Source organism: Bacillus cereus group sp. MG4 (genome assembly GCF_040460055.1).
Lineage (GTDB): Bacteria > Bacillota > Bacilli > Bacillales > Bacillaceae_G > Bacillus_A > Bacillus_A wiedmannii.
In genome coordinates this window covers 5,076,565-5,093,812 of sequence record NZ_JARVGZ010000001.1, presented here as the reverse complement: position 1 = coordinate 5,093,812, position 17,248 = coordinate 5,076,565, and the positions used below count along the sequence as shown (strand labels likewise).

Here is a 17,248-nt window from a genome sequence, read left to right as displayed (position 1 = left end):
ACCTCATCCATTCATACACATTTTCAAATCAAGAAGCATTTTTTCTTCCTGCTTTTCTCTTACTTTTGCAAGCTTTTTACACTCTTCTTGATACATCTCATCAATGACACGTTCTTTTTCTTTTACTTGTTCTAAAAGGCTTTCATTTTTTTGAATAAAATCTTCTGTTTTTTTAATTTTCCGATTCCATTCTTCTATTCTTTCAGGTGAAAACGTATGTGAGGAAAGCATACCAGCCATAATACGTTGCCCAGTTTGTACGACTTTACTACGCGATTTCACAACATATAAATCATATTCTTTTTTTCGTTCTATTTTTCTTTTTTCAGCTGTTAATTCATACACTTCTTTCAAGATCTGTTCTTTTTCTTGATTTACTTGCAATTTTATCGTATCGTACTGCTGCTTATCCACCTGTTTTCATAGCCCCTTCCTATTATAACGCTCTCTTTTTCTATTATATAGTTTTTTTCCAAAAAAATCTGTGAAATATTAAAAAACAAAAAAATAAGACCTGCAGGGCGCGAGGTCTTATACTATATGGTGCACTGCTTGAACAATATCATCAAATTGGAAACGATCTGATCGACCTTGTTTTAAAAATGAATTTATACCTTCTACTTTATTTTTACATTCAAAAACATAAGCATTTTCTTCATTTTCTTGAATCGTTCCTAATTTGAAATATAATTCATTTTCTTTATAAATAGATAAAATTTTTCTCATTTCATTTGCAAGTTGCCAATGGGTTGGCGAAACGATTTCTTCCATAATCCTACTTACTGAATCTAGCACTGAAATAGCAGGGTAATGACTAAGCGTTGCAAGCTCACGTTTTAATACAATATGTCCATCTAAAATACCACGTGCTAAATCTGGTACAGGACCGTTTAAATCGTCTCCATCAACAAGTACGGTATAAATACCTGTTATAGATCCCTTTTGCGTTTTCCCAGATCGCTCTAACAGCTTCTTCATATAACTTTCCATTAAGAGTGTTTTACCGCCAATCGGTAACTCTTTAACGGCAATATCAACACTTCTACGTGCATCAGCAAAACGAGTAACAGAGTCCATCATAAGTAGTACGTTATTGCCCTGGTCTCGGAAATGTTCCGCGATAGATGTTGCAAGCTTAGCTGCACGAAGTTGCATAAGATGACTTTCATCTGACGTCGCTACGACAACGACGCTTTTCTTCATGCCTTCCTCGCCTAATTCTTTTCGAATAAAGTCTTTTACTTCCCGGCCACGTTCTCCTACTAAACTAATAACGTTTATATCAGCTTTTGCATTTTTGGCAATCATTCCGAGTAAAGTAGATTTACCAACACCTGATCCAGCGAAAATACCAATCTTTTGACCGATACCAATTGTTAGCATAGAATCAATGGATTTAATTCCCGTTTCAAATACATCAGTAATCTCTTCCCGTTCAAATGCATGAATAGGCGGAGCATCTAACTTTATTTTTTGCAATGGAATGTTTTCAGCGTTTTCATTTAGCACTTCGCCATTTGCACTTAACACTTTTCCGAGTAAATGATTACCACGAGGAATAACAACATCTTCAGCAATTAATGTAACTGAATCTCCGTAACATACTTTTTCTGTCTGTTCAAATGGGAGTAACATATTGTTTTCTTTTTCAATCGCAATTACTTCACATAAAACGCTATGTTCTCCGACGAGACAAACATCACCAATTTTCGCCTTTGGCCCTTTCGCTACGAAAAACTGCTCTTGCACACTATGAACTTTACCGACTTTCGTAAAAAACGGCGTTTCAATAAACGTATTCCATTTTTGGTTTTCATTCATTAACAGTCGATTCATACATTTTGCTCCTCAAATAACTTCTCTTCTTCCCATTTCTGGCGAAGTTTCGCAAATATAGGTGCAAATTTAAATTCAAAGAACTCTTTCTCTTCTTCCAGAACAAATTCACCGAACTGTAAGGAGAAATCGTATTTCCATTCTACTAATTGTAGTAACCAATACTCTTTCGTATTTTCCTTCTCTTCTTGAATACGTTCAAATGTTTCAGGATGTACGGTAATGACTAATTTTTCAAACGAAGTAGGCAATGTTTGAACGATACCAGTTAAAATAGGTAGCACATCAAGCAATCGCGCATCAACTGCTTGATTCACAATTTTTTCTGCTAGTTGAAAAGATTGATCCCATAACAATTCCGTCCATTCGTATGCTATTTCTTGTTGCTCTTTTTGAAACTGCATATGTGCCGATTCTATTTCTTTCATCTGCTGCTGAACGTGCATTTGAAATTGTTCTTGATCATGTAATAATTGCTGGCGCTCTCGTTCTAACATTTGCTGTTCTTGCCTTAGTTGATTCAGTTCAACATGCAATGATTGTTGCTGCGCAAGAAGTTCTTCATGATCCACTTGTATTTCTTCTTCTACGTGAACTGGTATTGGTTTTGGAAATTGTAATTCATACGTTTCTTCAGAAAAAGAAACAGAATTCTTCGGAATTCTGTTTTTAAATAAGGACATCATCTTCACCTCTTTGAACGATAATTCTTCCTTCTTTCTCTAGCTTTTTCACCGTACCTGTGATTGTTTGCTGTGCTTTCTCAGCATCCGTCATCTTAAGTGGCCCTAAGCCATCTAATTCTTCCAGAATCATCTCTTTACGGTTTGAAGACATACATGTAAATAATTTCTCTTTAATTTCTTCTTTTGCAATTTTAAGCGCTTTTGCAATGACACCGTTATCTGTAATTTCCTCTAGTACACGGCGAAGCGCAAGATCTTCAAGACCAAGTAAGTCTTCAAAGACAAACATATTTTCTTTAATTTTCTCAGATAATGCATAATCAACTTCATCCAGCTTTTGAAAGACTGTTTTTTCAACGCCTCGTGAAACGTTATTTAAAATGTTCACAATTGTTTTCAAGCCATCTGTTTTATTAATTGCACTAAATGCCATATTATTTAATTTCGCTTTTAATAACTCACCAATTTGATTAATTAATTCACCGTCAACTTGTTCTAGTTTCGCAATACCCATTACCGTTTCTACTCGCTTATGATCTGGCAATCTCTCAATTAACTGAGAAGCAAGCTGCGGTTTAATGTAAGAAGCGATAATTGCAATTGTTTGTGGTGATTCATCATTAAGCACTGTAAGAAGTGGCTCTAAATCTGTAAGTGAATTTAAGAATTCAAATGGATTATCTTTGTTATACCAAAGGTCTTCCAATAATTTTTCCAGATCCTCTTCTGGCATATTTTTAAATATGCGACGAATGTACTCTTTATCTGGAGTGACTAAGTTCAATTCTTTTACATTAAGTTCATATAAGAACTCCCCTAGTACATTCTCTAACGTTTCTGGTTTATATACACGAAACTTCGCGATTTCACGCAGTAACACTTCTTTTTCCTCAGCCGTCATATATTCAATGACTTTTGCTGCCACCTCTTCATTTAATGTACGAATGAGGATGGCAGCTTTTTCTTTGGAGGAGATTTCATCTAACATCGTTGTTCCTCCCTTACTGTCCGTTTAACCATTTTTTAATTACTTTTGCAGTACCTTCTACATGTTCTTTCGTAGCATCCTGCACTTGTTCATCTAACGTCGGTTCTTTCGGTTCTTCTGGTTCAGGTTTTGCTTTTGGCTCTGGTACTATTTTCTCTTCAGGAATTTCCATAATACTTTCACTACTTGCAGCAACTTCCTCTTCTGCTAAGTATTCTTCATATTCCTCTTCTTCTTTCTTTCTCTTACGTCGTGCTAAGAAGAACCATATTAGTCCAACAAGCGCTAATAAGCCACCTGTAATTCCACCGATTAACCACCAATTCATACCACTTTCTTCTGGCTCTTTCGGCTTCTCTTCTTTCGGTTGATCAAACTGAACAGTTACAACATTAACTTGACCATTTGTAAAGTTGCCATTTGGATCAGCTTGAAGTCCAGCTGCTGTACCAATTGCTTCTTTGAATGTTGTCATATCAATTCTTCGTTTTACTAACGTATCATTATCTACCCATACAACAACATTTGTTTTCGTTAATTCTGGATGTTTCTTAATCGTTTCAACTGTTTTATCTATTTCATAGTTTTCGATTTTGTTTCCATTTTTATTATCGTAGACAATTTTTCCATTTTGATTATTGTTCGTACCGTAGTTTGGCACTTCGCCATTTGCTGTAATACCAGCACCTTGCTTCGTATCTGCTCCTTCTTGCGCAGTAGAGCTTTCCTCTTGCTCTTGTTTACTACGAAGTACACCTTTATCACCATATTTTTCAGACTGACGTGTAACTTCATCGTAGTTTACAGATACTTTCGTATTCACTTTATATTCATTCGGCTTAAACATCGTCATTAACGTTGCATCGATGTCTTGCTTTAATTTACCTTCAATTTGATGTTGCATCTCTACTTCTTTCTCATAAGAAGAGGAACTACTAGAATGTGCTTCATCTGCTCCTTTTGAGATAACACCTTTTTTGCTATCAATAACACTTACTTCTTCTGCTTTTACACCAGGAACTGCTGCACTAATCATTTGCTGTATACCCGCAACTTGATCAGCTGTTAATAGTTGACCACGTTTCACGCCAACCGTAATCGCTGCTGTTCCTTTTGCTTTCTCTTCATCAAAAATCGTCTCTTTTTCAGGTAATGTAATTTGAACATTTGCCGTTTCTATTGCAGCAAAGTTTCTTACAATATCTTGCTCTAGTTGCTTTTTCGTACCGACAATTTGCTTCATTTTTTTATCTTGCTCACTTGAACCGAGCGAGCTTTCTAATAAAATTTCCTCACCGCTTTTTGAATTAAACGGTAATCCCATTCCATTCATTTCTTTTCGAACCCATGGAGCATCATTCTTTTGCACACGAATCGAACCATCGGCTGCTAATTGGTAATCGACACCTAGCTTCGATAATTCTGCTGTAATCTCTTGCTTGTCTGCATCATTTAAATTTTGATATACAACAACATATTTATCTGGCAAGGTGAAGTATAAAAGTGCTCCTGTTACAATTGCTAAAAGCGCAGCACCAATGACTAACTTATGCCACGTTTTTAACGATTGGAAAACATTTTTTAACTTTTCCATTTAAACACACCCGTCCATTTTCCTAAATTTGCATATTAATTAGTGACTTATAATTTTCAATAAGATTATCACGTACAAGAGCAGCCGTTTTCATTTGAGACTCAGCTTTCTTTTGCTGAATTAAAACGTCATGTGTTTCTCCTACCCCTTTTGTTAGTAAATCATATACTGCTGTTTGCGCATTGTTTTGTGTTTGATTCATATCTTCCAATAAATCGATAAACTTCTTCCCCTCGACTACAGGTGTTTCTGAAGTTTTCGGTGCACCAATTGACTGAATCGCGCCAAATGGCTGTGTATTTAACATTGGTTGGATTTTCATCTTCCCATATTCCCCCTTTATCCTCGGCCGATTTCTAAATCTTTATCAAGCATTTTTTTATTCGCATTTAATACACTTGTATTTGCTTCGTACATTTTTTGAGCAACCATTACATTCGTCATTTCAGCAGTCACATCCACATTCGGATAACGTACATATCCCTCTTCATTAGCATGTGGATGCGTCGGATCATACACTAAGTTTTCAGTTTTGTCCGCTTCAATACTTTTTATTTTCACCCCGTTAGTAGGTGTACTGTCTAACATATTGGCAAAACTATTATTTGATTCAAGTACTACACTACGGCGCTCATACAAATCTGCCCCCGGAGCTGCCGTTGTATTTGCATTTACAATATTATTTGAAGTAACTTCCATCCACTTTCTCGCTGTCGTCAGCCCTGATCCACTTGCATTAATTGCCTGAAACATCGTTGTCTCTCCTTCTACTATTAACGTCCACGCGCTGCTTGGTTAATTGCGTATTGTGTATTAATCGCATTAATGGAAACACCATATAATTGGTTTGTTTTCATTAAATCTAGCATTTCTGTCGTTACATCCACACTATTTCCATCTTTATTCGTTTGCATTGATTTCGTTTGAATCTTTGCATAAGTATTTTTCGTATTTACTGTCGGTAAGTGCATTTCATTCGTTTGATATAAATCTGGATTGCTTTTTAAATCCGCAGCATTACTCTTATATAATGCACTACTCTTATTCATTTGCTCAGCAAATGTAACGTCTTGTGCTTTATAGCCAGGTGTATTCGCATTTGCAATATTACTAGAAACCGTATTTCGTTTCGTCACTAAATAATTCATATAATGGCTTACATCACTCACTAAATCTGGCATACTCCACACCCTTCCTTTTTAACTTACCATTTTGAACATAATGATCCACTGATGGAAGTTTCACTTCATTATTTAATTTCCTATATGTATTTATTAAAATATTAACTATTATGTACCCTTACATATTTTATTCCATTTTTACATTGTTGTCTTTAGAAAAATACAAAAATATAAAAAGAATATAAAAAAACTGTATAAGCGTAGTAATCTATATAACATTTCAATATATTTACGACTAGCTGAATCTTATTTTTATATTATTTAGATTACTCCTGTTTTTTTTACAGCCATAAAATGAAACCTCAACCAGCGGAATTCTTTATTTACATGAAGGAATGGACCCCCTTTTTTAAAAAGAGGAATCCGTTCCCACACATTATTATTAATATTTACCGTAAAATGAATTTGCTTTCATTCGCCCATCATTTGTCATAATCATTTCTTCCAAAATCTTTTGCTTATCTCGAATATGCTGTGCTGCCTTAATAATGAATGGGCTTACTTCTGCCGCAACTCTCGCACGCGTTTCTTCATCCAATGTCATCATCCAGCGATTTAACATCGTACTCTTCTCAGCAAACTCTCCATCTGACACTTGCAATTCACCGATTTCATTAAAACAGCCGACAAATGCTCGATAAATATCATTGTTCATTTTCAAGCGCTCCGCGATAACCTTCTATTAAATCTTGTAACACTTTCACAATCGCATCAATATCTTTCGCTTCACGTGTTACTTTCATCGTTTGAATTTGAACGCTAATCCAATCGTATAAACCATAAAGACTATCATATAAATCTTTCGTAATCTCAGGGTTTAATTGAAGCTTTAATTCTTCAAAAATACGTTCTAATTTTTCAAGAAGTGCATCCCCTTCTTGTAGTTTAAAAGTATGTAAAAGCTCTTCTAAATTACGAAACTCTACAATGCATTTTTCATAAATAAAAATTGTATTTTTAATCGGATTACTCGTCATAATATCATTTTGCATATAACGTTGCCATGCTTGCATACGATCACTTCCTCAACTTTCATTAATCATCACTTTTTTGTTTTGTCATTGCTTTAATTGTTTTTAGTTGGCTATCAAGCGCCGCTAATGTACTTTCTAACCTTTGATACTTCTTCACAATTTCATCTTGCTTTTGCAAGTTTTGTGCTTCAATATCTTTAATCTTTTTATCTAAATCACTTACACGTGAATCAATGTTTTTCACACGTTCTCCAACTATACCTTTATCACCGAATAATTTATCAAGTGGTTCTTCCATCATTTTCCCTAAACCGTTAGAACTAAAGAAAAATTGCTTCGCTGCATCTGGCTTCTCTTTTAACGCTTTCGTTAATGCTTCGTCATTAACTTCCATCGTTCCATCTTGTTTTAATTGAATACCAAATGAGAATAAATAATTACCATCTTGAGAAAATGTTACGACGTTATTCATCGCTTGGCGTACACTTTGCATAATAGTTTGCCCTTGGAAAGCTCCGCCTTTTCCAGCAAAGATATCTATTGTAGAAACAGCTTTATTATAATCCGCAACCATCTTTTTAATAACATTTGATGCATCTGTTACGTTTGAGTCACTTACTGTAAACTTCAGTTCTATCCCTTTTGCTTTCGCCTCTGTTGTCTTTGGATCAACCTCTGGTTTTTCTACTGGCTTTTCTTCTACTTTTTCCTCGGTTACTTTTAACAATTCAATTTTCACACCAGGAAGTGCTTCAATTGTGTTGGTAGAGCTATCACCTTTAATACCATTAATCGTATATTCAGCATTTTGCGCTTTATTTATTTCATGAAGCGCTACGCCGTCATCATTAGCTAAACCTATTTTTTGAAACAATGAAGATTTGTTCCCCTCAAAATTAATTACTCCATCTTCGCCTTCTTTTTTTGAGGTCATGAAAATTTTATTCCCCAGTGTATATGCTGATACGCCGTAATCTCCATCATTAATTTTATTAATTAAATCTTTATATGTCATATCAGATGTTACTTTTAGTTCTTTACCACCTAGTTTTAATGTTTCATCACTATTAATCTTGGCATCTATATTTTCAATTTGGTCAGAAGCTATTTGATGACGCTGCGCAAGCTGTGTAATCGTCATATTAAAAGTTCCAGCAATCGCACCGCCATCAGCTTTTACATTAATATAACCGTCTTGTGATGTTGTTACCTTTTTCTCATTTCCTTTAAAAGCCGCTAAATTTTTAAATGTTTGCGTGAAAGAACTAAATTCTGATTTTAAACTTGTATATAAAAGTTTATCTTGTGAAAGGCTATTCTTTTCATTTGTATACGGCGTTTTTCTCATATCCAGCGCATTCATTTCTAATTCAACGAAATTAGAAGTATCGATCATATTATTTCCAAGGTTCCAAATCTGTTGTCTACCGCCAATACCCGTTAACGTTCCTGCCATGTTTCTCACTCCTTATTTTTTTACATGTAGTCTAAAATACTCGTTTTGCTCATCGTGCTAACTGCTTTAAGCGTCGCTTCATACGTCGCATTAATATACGCCAAGTCAGAAATTGCTACCGCTAAATCAACATCTTCGATTTCTTTACGATTTTCTTGAAGGGCTAGATTTTGCTCGCTTAAAATTGTCTTAAACGTATCTACAGTGTTCATCGTTGCTCCTACTTCTGTTGTACGATTAATAACACTATCCAAGTTTTTCTTATTTTCCGCTAATAACGGTTGTAACGCTTTTTGATCACCGTTTTGCATCGCGTCTTTCATCTTTACTAACGTTTGAATAACAGGAGTTAGTAAGTCCTCACCTTTACGAAACGCTTTAATTTCATAACCATCATTTAGCTTCCACATTACATCTTTTTCGCCGCCTTGGTATGTCCCATCATCCGCAAATGGAGGCTTCTCTGCACTATCTCCACCAAACAGATAGCGACCTTGCTCTTTCGTATTCGCTAAATATACAACTTGTTTTAAAATTTGATCGATTTCGGCACCGATTGCCTTTAATTCTTTTTCACCATTTGGTCCATTTAATGCTTGCACCGTTAATTGATCCGTTCTCGTTAAAGATTTCACAATACCTGACAATGTATTTTCTGTCTGACTTAGTACATTTTTAGAATCCGCTATATCTTTTTGCATTTGTTCAATATTCGCCAACGAATGTTGAATCGCGAATGATTTACTTGCTGCAAGTGGGTCTTCACTCATAAAAAGATTTTTCTTGCCTGAAGTTACTTGATTTCGATGATATTGCTGTTGCACATTCAAATCCATTAACTGATTCTTTGCCCAATTTGCATTTTGAAATGTAGATACTCTCATTTCTATCTCCTCCTTACTTATTTTCAATCAATTACTATTCCCTATCGGATAATCGAAAACAGACTATCAAACACTTCATTCATCGTAGTAATAGCTTTAGAATTCGCTACGAAGTACTTTTGGAAGGCCATTAAATTAACCATTTCCTCTTCCATATTCACGCCTTCGATACTCATCTTTTCTTGCTGAATACCTTCTAATAAATCTCCATGAATACTTCGATAAGCATTCACTGCACTTTTATCAGACGCTACTCCAACTATGAATTGGTCTAATGCTTTTTTATAAGAAAGTCCCTCTTTATAATCGTCATCTGTAATTCCTGCCAGTTTATTTGCAGTTTCAGCAGATATTTTCATTTTCGAAAAATCATTCGCGAATTCTGGATTTAATTTCAACTCTTTCGCATAATCTCCAACGAAGAACTCTTTTCCCATCACTGTATTTACTTCATTTTTTACTGAACTCATTAAGTCTTCAAGATTTTTTTTATAACTAGCAATCTGCCCTTTCGTATCGACCGCTGATTTTATCGCACCACTAGTTAAAGGAATTTCCGAACCGTAAATTTCAACAGACATTGGTTCTTTCGTTTTATTTAATTGGAGCGGATATGTATCTTGTCCATTTACAGTTAAAACACCATTCATTCTAACACTTGCGATATTAGGATTCATAGATTCATAAGATACTTCTATATTGGCATACTGAGACATCTCTGTAATGATACGATCTCGCTCGTCTAAAAGTTGATTCGGCACTTGTGTACCCGCTTGTCCAATTTTTTTATTCGCTTCTGCTAAACTAGCTGCAAGACGATTAAATTCATTGACATGCGCTTCAATATCTTCTGTCGTCTGTGCTTCTACTGAATCTAAATTTTTCGCAAGTTTATTTACCTGACTTGTAAACTTCCCAGTTTCAGAAATTAATGTATCGTAATAGTTTGATTGATCCGGATTTTTTGCAACTTCCCGAAAAGCATTAAAGAATCCATCCATTAAACTAGATAGTGAATTTTTCCCTGTCGTTCCTACCATAGACTCTACTCTTGATAAAACCGAATTTTTATAATTATAGTAAGAAAGCTGAGATAATTGGTCGTTAAACTGTTTCGTCTTCACTTCATCTGTAATACGATCAACACCTAACGTTTGTACACCGTATCCTATTCTTTGTTCCGGCGTATGCCCATTACTTGCTCCAACAGAACCGAAATTCACCGCTTGACGCACATATCCAGGTGTATGAATGTTAGACAAATTTTGTTTCGTCGTTTGTAATCCCATTTGTGCCGCTAACATACCCGATAGCGGAGTATTATAATCAGATAATCTCATAATGCTTCACTTCCCCTTTACAATAGTTCGTTCATAAAGATTTGCGAATTATTGTTTCGTTCTAAGTTATATTCAGAAACAGAATCCACAATACTTTCTGTAGTTTTTAATAGTACGTTTAAGTAATATTGATTTTTCAAAAGAAGCATTTTTACATTCTCTTCTAATTCCGTTAAGTTTTTTTGTAATTTTTCCATTTTTTCAATTTCTTCCTGAGAAAAATACGAAAATAACGCACTTATGCGAAATGATTCCATTCCCTGTTCTTTACAAAACTGAACAACCATTTCTTCAAATGATCTCGACAATTGTTTTAAACCCTCAATATAATGCAATTGCTCTACTTGTAACTTTTGAACTGCATTTACATTTTTATTTTTTAAATTCTCATATATTTGTTCACCAAGCGTGTGAATGTTTTCATATGCTTTTTGAATAATAACAAGCTTTTCATATAATTGTATGTACATATAGCTTCCTTCCTTTTACAAGACTAAATTTACAATTAAACCGTGGATCTCTCCAATTTGATTTAACATTTCTAAATGTCCTGTTTTCGTATTAATTAAGTTCATAACATCTTCTAACTCATTTAATCCCATTTCCGCCTGTTTCACAATCGTCATTTTCTGTGAATATCCATAACGTGGATGACGAGACATGACATCTTTATATTGCAATACATTGTCAACGTAAAAATTCAAAAATGATTTTACTGTATTTTTGTATTCCATTACGTTATCAAGTGTTAATTCCATTTCAATTTTCTCTTTAATTTCTCCAATGTTATCGACAAATGCTTCCATTTGTTCTAGCAATTTATCTTTTTTCGGATCTGCATGCAAATTATCCGAAAATGCAAGTCCTGTCCTGACATTTGCTTCTTTCGGCATTTGAGTAGCAGGCGGTATATGCGATAAAATTGGATTATGTGAGATAGAACGCAGCATATATATCACCTTTTTATTTTTTTATTTCTTCCTAAAGTTAATCGTAAAATCTAGTTATTTATAATTATACTCTGAACACTAATATTTTGCAGTTATTTTTTATAGAAGATATGTTACAATTTAGCATGAGGTGGCACAATTCTATGAATATTTTTCTTTGTGGTTCAAATCAATTAACAGCATTAGATCAAGAAGAAATTAAAAAATTTTTAACTGACTATGCTCACAAACATAAAATTTACATATTATGTTATAAATCTATTGAAAATGAGGTACTTCGTTTTTTCGTCGAAAACGAAAGACTCGCTCAAAATTTATGCCTTTACACGCTACAACCGTTTCAAGCAGTAACAGATGAATTTCAAGAAATCGTTGATTATTTAAAAACACACGGAGCCGAGTATGTTGCTTTTGATCATCCTTCCGACTCTATTTACCGATCAGATTATATGTTTTTTGTTAAACAAATTATTGAAGATACCGATTTAGTTCTCTGTTTTTATAACGGAGACAAGCATACATCTGTCATTCCCGTTGATATTGCAAAAGAAGCTGGGATTGATGCTGTTATTTATGATTTACCAGGTTTACATGAAAAACAGATGAAAAAAAACTTTGAACAAAAAATCCGTATGATGTAAAGGGGGAGGCACAATATCGTTATTGTGCCTATTATAAATATGATAATTGAACAAGATTATGATCATTTTATCGCGAGTTTTAAACAACAATTCAATATGGATATCGCTTCATATAAACAAGATAGAATGCGTCGTAGAATCGACGCTTTTATTTCGAGAAAGGGCTTTGAGAACTACACTAGTTTTCTAAGCAATTTACGTACCGATCAAAACTTATTTTTAAGTTTTATTGATTATATTACAATTAACGTTTCAGAATTTTTTAGAAATAAAGAACGTTGGCAAACGTTAGAGACGAAAGCACTACCAAAATTACTTGAACAAAATAACGGAAAATTAAAAGTGTGGAGTGCCGCTTGCGCTGCCGGTGAAGAACCATATACACTCTCTTTGATTTTATCGAAGCATCTAGCTCCATTTCGTTTTGAAATACAAGCAACAGATCTTGATTTTCACATTTTAGAAACTGCAAAACGCGGTCAATATACAGAACGTTCTTTAAAAGAATTACCTATCGATTTGAAAGAGCGTCATTTCACAAAAGAAAATGATATATATTCATTACATCAAAATATTAAGCAAAACGTCACGTTCAAACAACACGACCTGTTAATGCAGTCGTTCGATACAAATTACGATTTAATCATTTGTCGCAACGTAATGATATACTTTACTGAAGAAGCAAGGGTAAAACTTTATGAAAAGTTTAGTCGTTCTTTACGAAAAGGCGGCGTACTATTTGTTGGTAGCACAGAACAAATTTTAACACCTGAACGTTATAATCTTCAGAGATTTGATACATTCTTCTACGAAAAAATATAAAAGAGGTCGTCACAATGTAAAGTGACGACCTTTTTATATAACTCGAATTAAAATAATACAAACAACCCATATAAAGAGAAAAAGAAACGTCATTGACCATTTATGTTCTTGCATCGTTTGTTTCAACGCCTGTGATAATTGTGTCATATTCATTTCTGCGAGCGCTCTCCATACACTTACATCCCGCTCTTTAGCAGTGCGATCTGTAACGCTAATTAAAATAGTTTCGTTAGACAATTTCGTTATGTAAGCAGTAATAACCGTTACCATTAAATTTATATTTCCTTCTGATGAATCACTCTCCACGCTAGAAAGGAGTGCACTTACATCTAGCAACGGAATATGTACCTTTCTGCCAAATGATAGTTGTACTTCAGCGAAATCATACGTTCCATCTAACAAAGGAAGTTCTTTTATATGCGCCTGTTTTACAAGCCCTTGCAAGCTTCTCATTATTTGTTCATATACTTTTTCGGTTTGCTTTCCTTCTCCAGATAGCGTGTGTAACTTTTTAAAAAGTTGTAACACTGTATCCATCTCTTTAGAAAGCATTTCTTTCACAATCTTTCCATCACCTAAACTAGCAAGTAAAATTCCGATTTCATTATTTTTCATAATGATTTTAGAATGTCCAGTAAACACTAGGTTACTACGTTTTCGTTCTTTCTGAATCTCATGTTCTGAAATAGCTGCAGGCTGTTTTAATGGTTGTAGCGTCTTATTTTCAATTGTCGTACGTTTAATTTCCATTTAAGCGCCTCCATTACGATGAAATAATTAGCCCCATTCTTTATTACTCTTTAAAACTAAAAACAATACGAATAAACCTGACATAATAGCAAACACATTAGAAGCTTGTACTCCTTGTTCGCTACTGTCTTCTTTTTTCTTTTGCGGTTCTTCTATTTGTTCTTTCTTTTTCGAAACGACTCCATTGTCATTTCTACTTTTATTCTCTTTTTGAGCCTTTCCATCACTTACTTCCTTATGATTTTCCAACGGCTCTTTTATAAAGTAAGTAATTTCTTCTTTCTCTTTCAGCGGCTCTTTTATAAAATCGTTTATTTTCTCATCTTGCTTCGGAATTTGAACAACTGGCGGTTTTTCTTCCAGAAGTGGAATCTCTACTTTCGATTCTTCCTGCTCCTCAGTTTCTTTCTTATCTTCTAATTTATCTTCATTCTCTCGTTCTTCTACCTTTTTATCCTCTTCTGGTTTTTGCTCCAAAATAGAAACGATATACTCACTTTCTTCAACCAGTTTATTGCCGGCCGCATCTACTATCTCTACAAGTATTTCGTATGTCCCGATTGGCAACGCATCCGTTATTTCAAATACTTTTTGCCAATCCATGTCGCGCTTATTGTAATCTAATAAAAATGTAATTTCTTTATTTTCTTTCCCTTTTAATGTAACACGAACCTCTTTCACAACTGATTCTCCGTCTGTCGCCTTCACTCGCACACGTATAGAATCGCCTTGTTTCCGTTCAATTAGCTTCTCTTTCGCCTCGTCAACAGTAACTTTATGCAACTTCGGCAGTTCTTTATCTATTGTTGGCGTGTCATTATTTATACGAATAAATGGGACTTTCACTTCATTTTCTATAAGCTCTTCTTTCTCAGCTTCTTTAGAACTTTGAATGAGCTGAAGATTCCAATCACCTTGCAAATCAAAAGTTTCGACCTTGTAGTTAGCAATCCATCGCTTTGTTCCCTCTTCATACTTAAACGATAGCATTCTTTCTTGTTCATACTGATCGCCGTTTTTTGGCAAGCGCAAAATACCTTTTATACTTTGAACATTTTGCTCTTTCGGCTCTACAATAACTCGCACTTCTTCGCCAACTTTTAATTCCGACTTATTTACTGTAATAACCCCTTGATCCGTCTCTATCTTTTTTTCGACCTCTTGTTCATTTACTACTTCTTGTTGTTGCTCTTTACCTTGATTCACTTCCACTTGCTCTGGCTGCTCTTGAACTTCTTTGTTTTCTTCTTGTACATTCATTTCATTTAGTTTTTGATCTGGCTCAATTTGTTCTTCCGCCTGACTTTGCAGAGGGAAGAACAGACACACATTTATGAATAACCAGCTCATTAGAAAAAACTTTACGTTTTTCATCTACTAGCTCAAACTCCTATTTCAACGACTTATAGCGATTTCGTCACTTTTACTCCGAAAAATCCATCTACATTTACAAGTTCACCATACGCCACCAATACATCATTTACATAAATACGAATTGGCTCGTCAATATCCTCATCTAATACAACCGCTTCATTCTCTTGTAAACTTAAAATATCTTGAATTGTTTTCACTGTGCTTCCAAATACAAATTTCACATTCATTTCTACATTTTGTAAAATGGATGTGTCCATGTATACTGGTTCCATTTGTTTTACTTCTTTAAATTCAATAGGTTGCACAACAGGTTCTACAATTTTTTCTTCTTCAATTTCTTCCGTAACAATCTCTTCTTCCTCTTCCATCATTGGATATAGAAGTCTTCTTACCATTTCTTTCGCTTCTGAAATCGGTAAAATTTGATACATTTTCGATTGAAGCAGGTCGCCAATTTCAAGGTTGAACGTAATTTGGACGAGTTCGTCTACTTTCATTGACTCTCCCAAATATTCCATTTCTTCTTTTAACGTTACGAATTTAACATTTGGTGGTGTCATGTCCATTTTTTCTTGAAATATTTCTGACATCGCCGTTGCAGCGTGCCCCATCATTTGGTTCATGATCTCTTTAATACCGCTCAGTTCTAATTCACTAAGTTCTTTCTCTGAATCAACTTCCCCTGTTCCCATCATCATTAAATCTACCATTGTTAAAGCGACATCTTTCGTAAATACGAATACATTCTCATTCTTTAGTCCTTCAACAAAATCAACATTTAAAATAACAAATGGGACTGGTACTCCGTCATAATGACGAACATTGATTGATTCTACATTGGGCGTACTAATTGTAACTGGCTGATTTAAAAGTGTTGACAATACTGTTGAAGCGGAACCAATTGAAATATTTGCAATTTCCCCAAGGACATCTTTCTCTTCTTGTGTTAAATGCTCTTTTTCAACTTGTTCTTCTACAATCTCAGTTTCCACTACTTCCGCTGGCTCGTCTTTTTCTTCTACTCCACCAGATAATTGCATTAATTTATTTACCATTCGTTTCGCATGTTCAACTGAAACAATTTGCACAAGTTTAGAGTTTACAAGATTATCTATCTTTAAATCAAATGATACTTTAACAATCGTTTGATTCCCATCAATCTCAGAAATTTTCTCCATTTCTTCTGATAACTTTACAACTTTAATTGTCGGCGGAGACATATCTACTGTATCTTGGAAGAATTCAGACATAGATGTAGCTGCGAACCCCATCATTTGATTCATTGCTTCTTGTACAGCACTTAGCTCTAATTCACCAAGTTCTTTTCCGTCTTCTACTTCACCTGTTCCCATCATCATTAAATCAGCAATGGATAATGCAACATCTTGCTTAAGAACAAGATGGTTTTCCATATCTAATCCTTTTGTAAAATGAATGTTTAATACAACGTGTGGAACTTCGACGTCGCTTGAATCATATAAATCTACCAATTCTATGCGAGGAGCAGTAATGCTTACTTGCCTATTTAAGATTGTTGATAATACAGTCGAAGCTGAACCAAATGATATATTTGCAATTTCGCCAAGAATATCGCATTCTTGAGGCGTTAAATGCTCATTTTCTTTTTCTAGCACAATTGTGCTCGTATCCCCTTTTGTGTGTTGCTCAGGCATTTTCTCTGCCTCCTCATTTCTGTTTTTCTATCAAATGATATAAACTCTCATTTTATTTTAACAAACTTATTATATAAAACGTTAATATGTATTTATTCC

Annotated in this window: 19 protein-coding genes and 1 pseudogene; 2 read left to right on the top strand and 18 right to left on the bottom strand. The window is 34.5% G+C overall.

The window, feature by feature from the left end:
• Positions 1 to 3 precede the first annotated feature (3 nt).
• The 15 genes and pseudogenes from QCI41_RS26905 to QCI41_RS26835 all read right to left on the bottom strand — a co-directional run bounded on the left by QCI41_RS26905 (position 4) and on the right by QCI41_RS26835 (position 11,889).
• Positions 4 to 414 (bottom strand): cytoplasmic protein, encoded by a 411-nt coding sequence (locus QCI41_RS26905; RefSeq protein WP_353836247.1) that lies wholly within the window; start codon positions 412 to 414, stop codon positions 4 to 6.
• Positions 415 to 531: 117 nt separating this feature from the next.
• Positions 532 to 1,836 (bottom strand): flagellar protein export ATPase FliI, encoded by a 1,305-nt coding sequence (locus QCI41_RS26900; RefSeq protein WP_001080942.1) that lies wholly within the window; start codon positions 1,834 to 1,836, stop codon positions 532 to 534.
• Positions 1,833 to 2,519 (bottom strand): FliH/SctL family protein, encoded by a 687-nt coding sequence (locus QCI41_RS26895; protein ID WP_353836248.1) that lies wholly within the window; start codon positions 2,517 to 2,519, stop codon positions 1,833 to 1,835. Before QCI41_RS26895 ends, QCI41_RS26900 begins: the two co-directional genes overlap by 4 nt.
• Complete coding sequence (locus QCI41_RS26890; protein WP_048543398.1) at positions 2,506 to 3,510, bottom strand: flagellar motor switch protein FliG; 1,005 nt, start codon at positions 3,508 to 3,510, stop codon at positions 2,506 to 2,508. Before QCI41_RS26890 ends, QCI41_RS26895 begins: the two co-directional genes overlap by 14 nt.
• Before the next feature lie 13 nt (positions 3,511 to 3,523).
• Positions 3,524 to 5,104 carry a flagellar M-ring protein FliF C-terminal domain-containing protein gene (locus QCI41_RS26885; RefSeq protein ID WP_000413177.1) on the bottom strand — a complete coding sequence of 527 codons (1,581 nt, stop codon included), beginning with the start codon at positions 5,102 to 5,104 and terminating at the stop codon, positions 3,524 to 3,526.
• A gap of 22 nt (positions 5,105 to 5,126) precedes the next feature.
• Positions 5,127 to 5,426 (bottom strand): flagellar hook-basal body complex protein FliE, encoded by a 300-nt coding sequence (fliE, locus tag QCI41_RS26880; protein WP_000701677.1) that lies wholly within the window; start codon positions 5,424 to 5,426, stop codon positions 5,127 to 5,129.
• A gap of 17 nt (positions 5,427 to 5,443) precedes the next feature.
• On the bottom strand, positions 5,444 to 5,857 hold the full coding sequence (flgC, locus tag QCI41_RS26875; RefSeq protein ID WP_087985613.1) for a flagellar basal body rod protein FlgC: 414 nt from the start codon (positions 5,855 to 5,857) through the stop codon (positions 5,444 to 5,446).
• 20 nt (positions 5,858 to 5,877) lie between these two features.
• Positions 5,878 to 6,349 (bottom strand): annotated as a pseudogene (gene flgB / locus QCI41_RS26870) (flagellar basal body rod protein FlgB).
• A 318-nt stretch (positions 6,350 to 6,667) separates the two neighbouring features.
• A complete protein-coding gene (locus QCI41_RS26865; RefSeq protein WP_048543403.1) occupies positions 6,668 to 6,940 on the bottom strand; it encodes a hypothetical protein in 273 nt (90 codons plus the stop codon).
• Positions 6,930 to 7,298 carry a flagellar export chaperone FliS gene (locus QCI41_RS26860; RefSeq protein ID WP_353836249.1) on the bottom strand — a complete coding sequence of 123 codons (369 nt, stop codon included), beginning with the start codon at positions 7,296 to 7,298 and terminating at the stop codon, positions 6,930 to 6,932. Before QCI41_RS26860 ends, QCI41_RS26865 begins: the two co-directional genes overlap by 11 nt.
• Positions 7,299 to 7,320: 22 nt before the next feature.
• A complete protein-coding gene (locus QCI41_RS26855) occupies positions 7,321 to 8,715 on the bottom strand; it encodes a flagellar hook-associated protein 2 (protein WP_262747195.1) in 1,395 nt (464 codons plus the stop codon).
• A 20-nt stretch (positions 8,716 to 8,735) separates the two neighbouring features.
• Positions 8,736 to 9,599: a flagellar hook-associated protein 3 gene (locus tag QCI41_RS26850; protein ID WP_353836250.1), complete on the bottom strand. Its 864-nt coding sequence runs from the start codon at positions 9,597 to 9,599 to the stop codon at positions 8,736 to 8,738.
• Positions 9,600 to 9,640: 41 nt separating this feature from the next.
• On the bottom strand, positions 9,641 to 10,939 hold the full coding sequence (gene flgK / locus QCI41_RS26845; RefSeq protein WP_097857356.1) for a flagellar hook-associated protein FlgK: 1,299 nt from the start codon (positions 10,937 to 10,939) through the stop codon (positions 9,641 to 9,643).
• A 17-nt stretch (positions 10,940 to 10,956) separates the two neighbouring features.
• Positions 10,957 to 11,409: a hypothetical protein gene (locus QCI41_RS26840; RefSeq protein WP_061673254.1), complete on the bottom strand. Its 453-nt coding sequence runs from the start codon at positions 11,407 to 11,409 to the stop codon at positions 10,957 to 10,959.
• Positions 11,410 to 11,424: 15 nt separating this feature from the next.
• Positions 11,425 to 11,889, bottom strand: coding sequence for a YaaR family protein (locus QCI41_RS26835; RefSeq protein ID WP_000946323.1), 465 nt, complete (start codon positions 11,887 to 11,889; stop codon positions 11,425 to 11,427).
• 143 nt (positions 11,890 to 12,032) lie between these two features.
• Between QCI41_RS26835 and QCI41_RS26830 the strand changes: the two genes are divergently transcribed.
• Both QCI41_RS26830 and cheR read left to right on the top strand, forming a co-directional pair.
• Entirely contained in the window at positions 12,033 to 12,530 is a 498-nt protein-coding gene (locus QCI41_RS26830; protein ID WP_001020104.1) for a hypothetical protein, read from the top strand.
• Between the two features lie 39 nt (positions 12,531 to 12,569).
• Positions 12,570 to 13,352, top strand: a complete 783-nt coding sequence (cheR, locus tag QCI41_RS26825) for a protein-glutamate O-methyltransferase CheR (RefSeq protein WP_000582890.1) — start codon at positions 12,570 to 12,572, stop codon at positions 13,350 to 13,352.
• Positions 13,353 to 13,385: 33 nt separating this feature from the next.
• On the opposite strand, the gene QCI41_RS26820 is transcribed toward cheR, so the two are convergent.
• From QCI41_RS26820 to QCI41_RS26810, 3 genes are read right to left on the bottom strand one after another with little or no spacing between them, the layout of a single operon-like run.
• Positions 13,386 to 14,102 carry a hypothetical protein gene (locus tag QCI41_RS26820; RefSeq protein ID WP_064449892.1) on the bottom strand — a complete coding sequence of 239 codons (717 nt, stop codon included), beginning with the start codon at positions 14,100 to 14,102 and terminating at the stop codon, positions 13,386 to 13,388.
• 27 nt (positions 14,103 to 14,129) lie between these two features.
• Complete coding sequence (locus QCI41_RS26815) at positions 14,130 to 15,476, bottom strand: transglycosylase (protein ID WP_353836251.1); 1,347 nt, start codon at positions 15,474 to 15,476, stop codon at positions 14,130 to 14,132.
• A gap of 29 nt (positions 15,477 to 15,505) precedes the next feature.
• Positions 15,506 to 17,149, bottom strand: coding sequence for a flagellar motor switch protein (locus tag QCI41_RS26810; RefSeq protein ID WP_353836252.1), 1,644 nt, complete (start codon positions 17,147 to 17,149; stop codon positions 15,506 to 15,508).
• Positions 17,150 to 17,248: the final 99 nt, after the last annotated feature.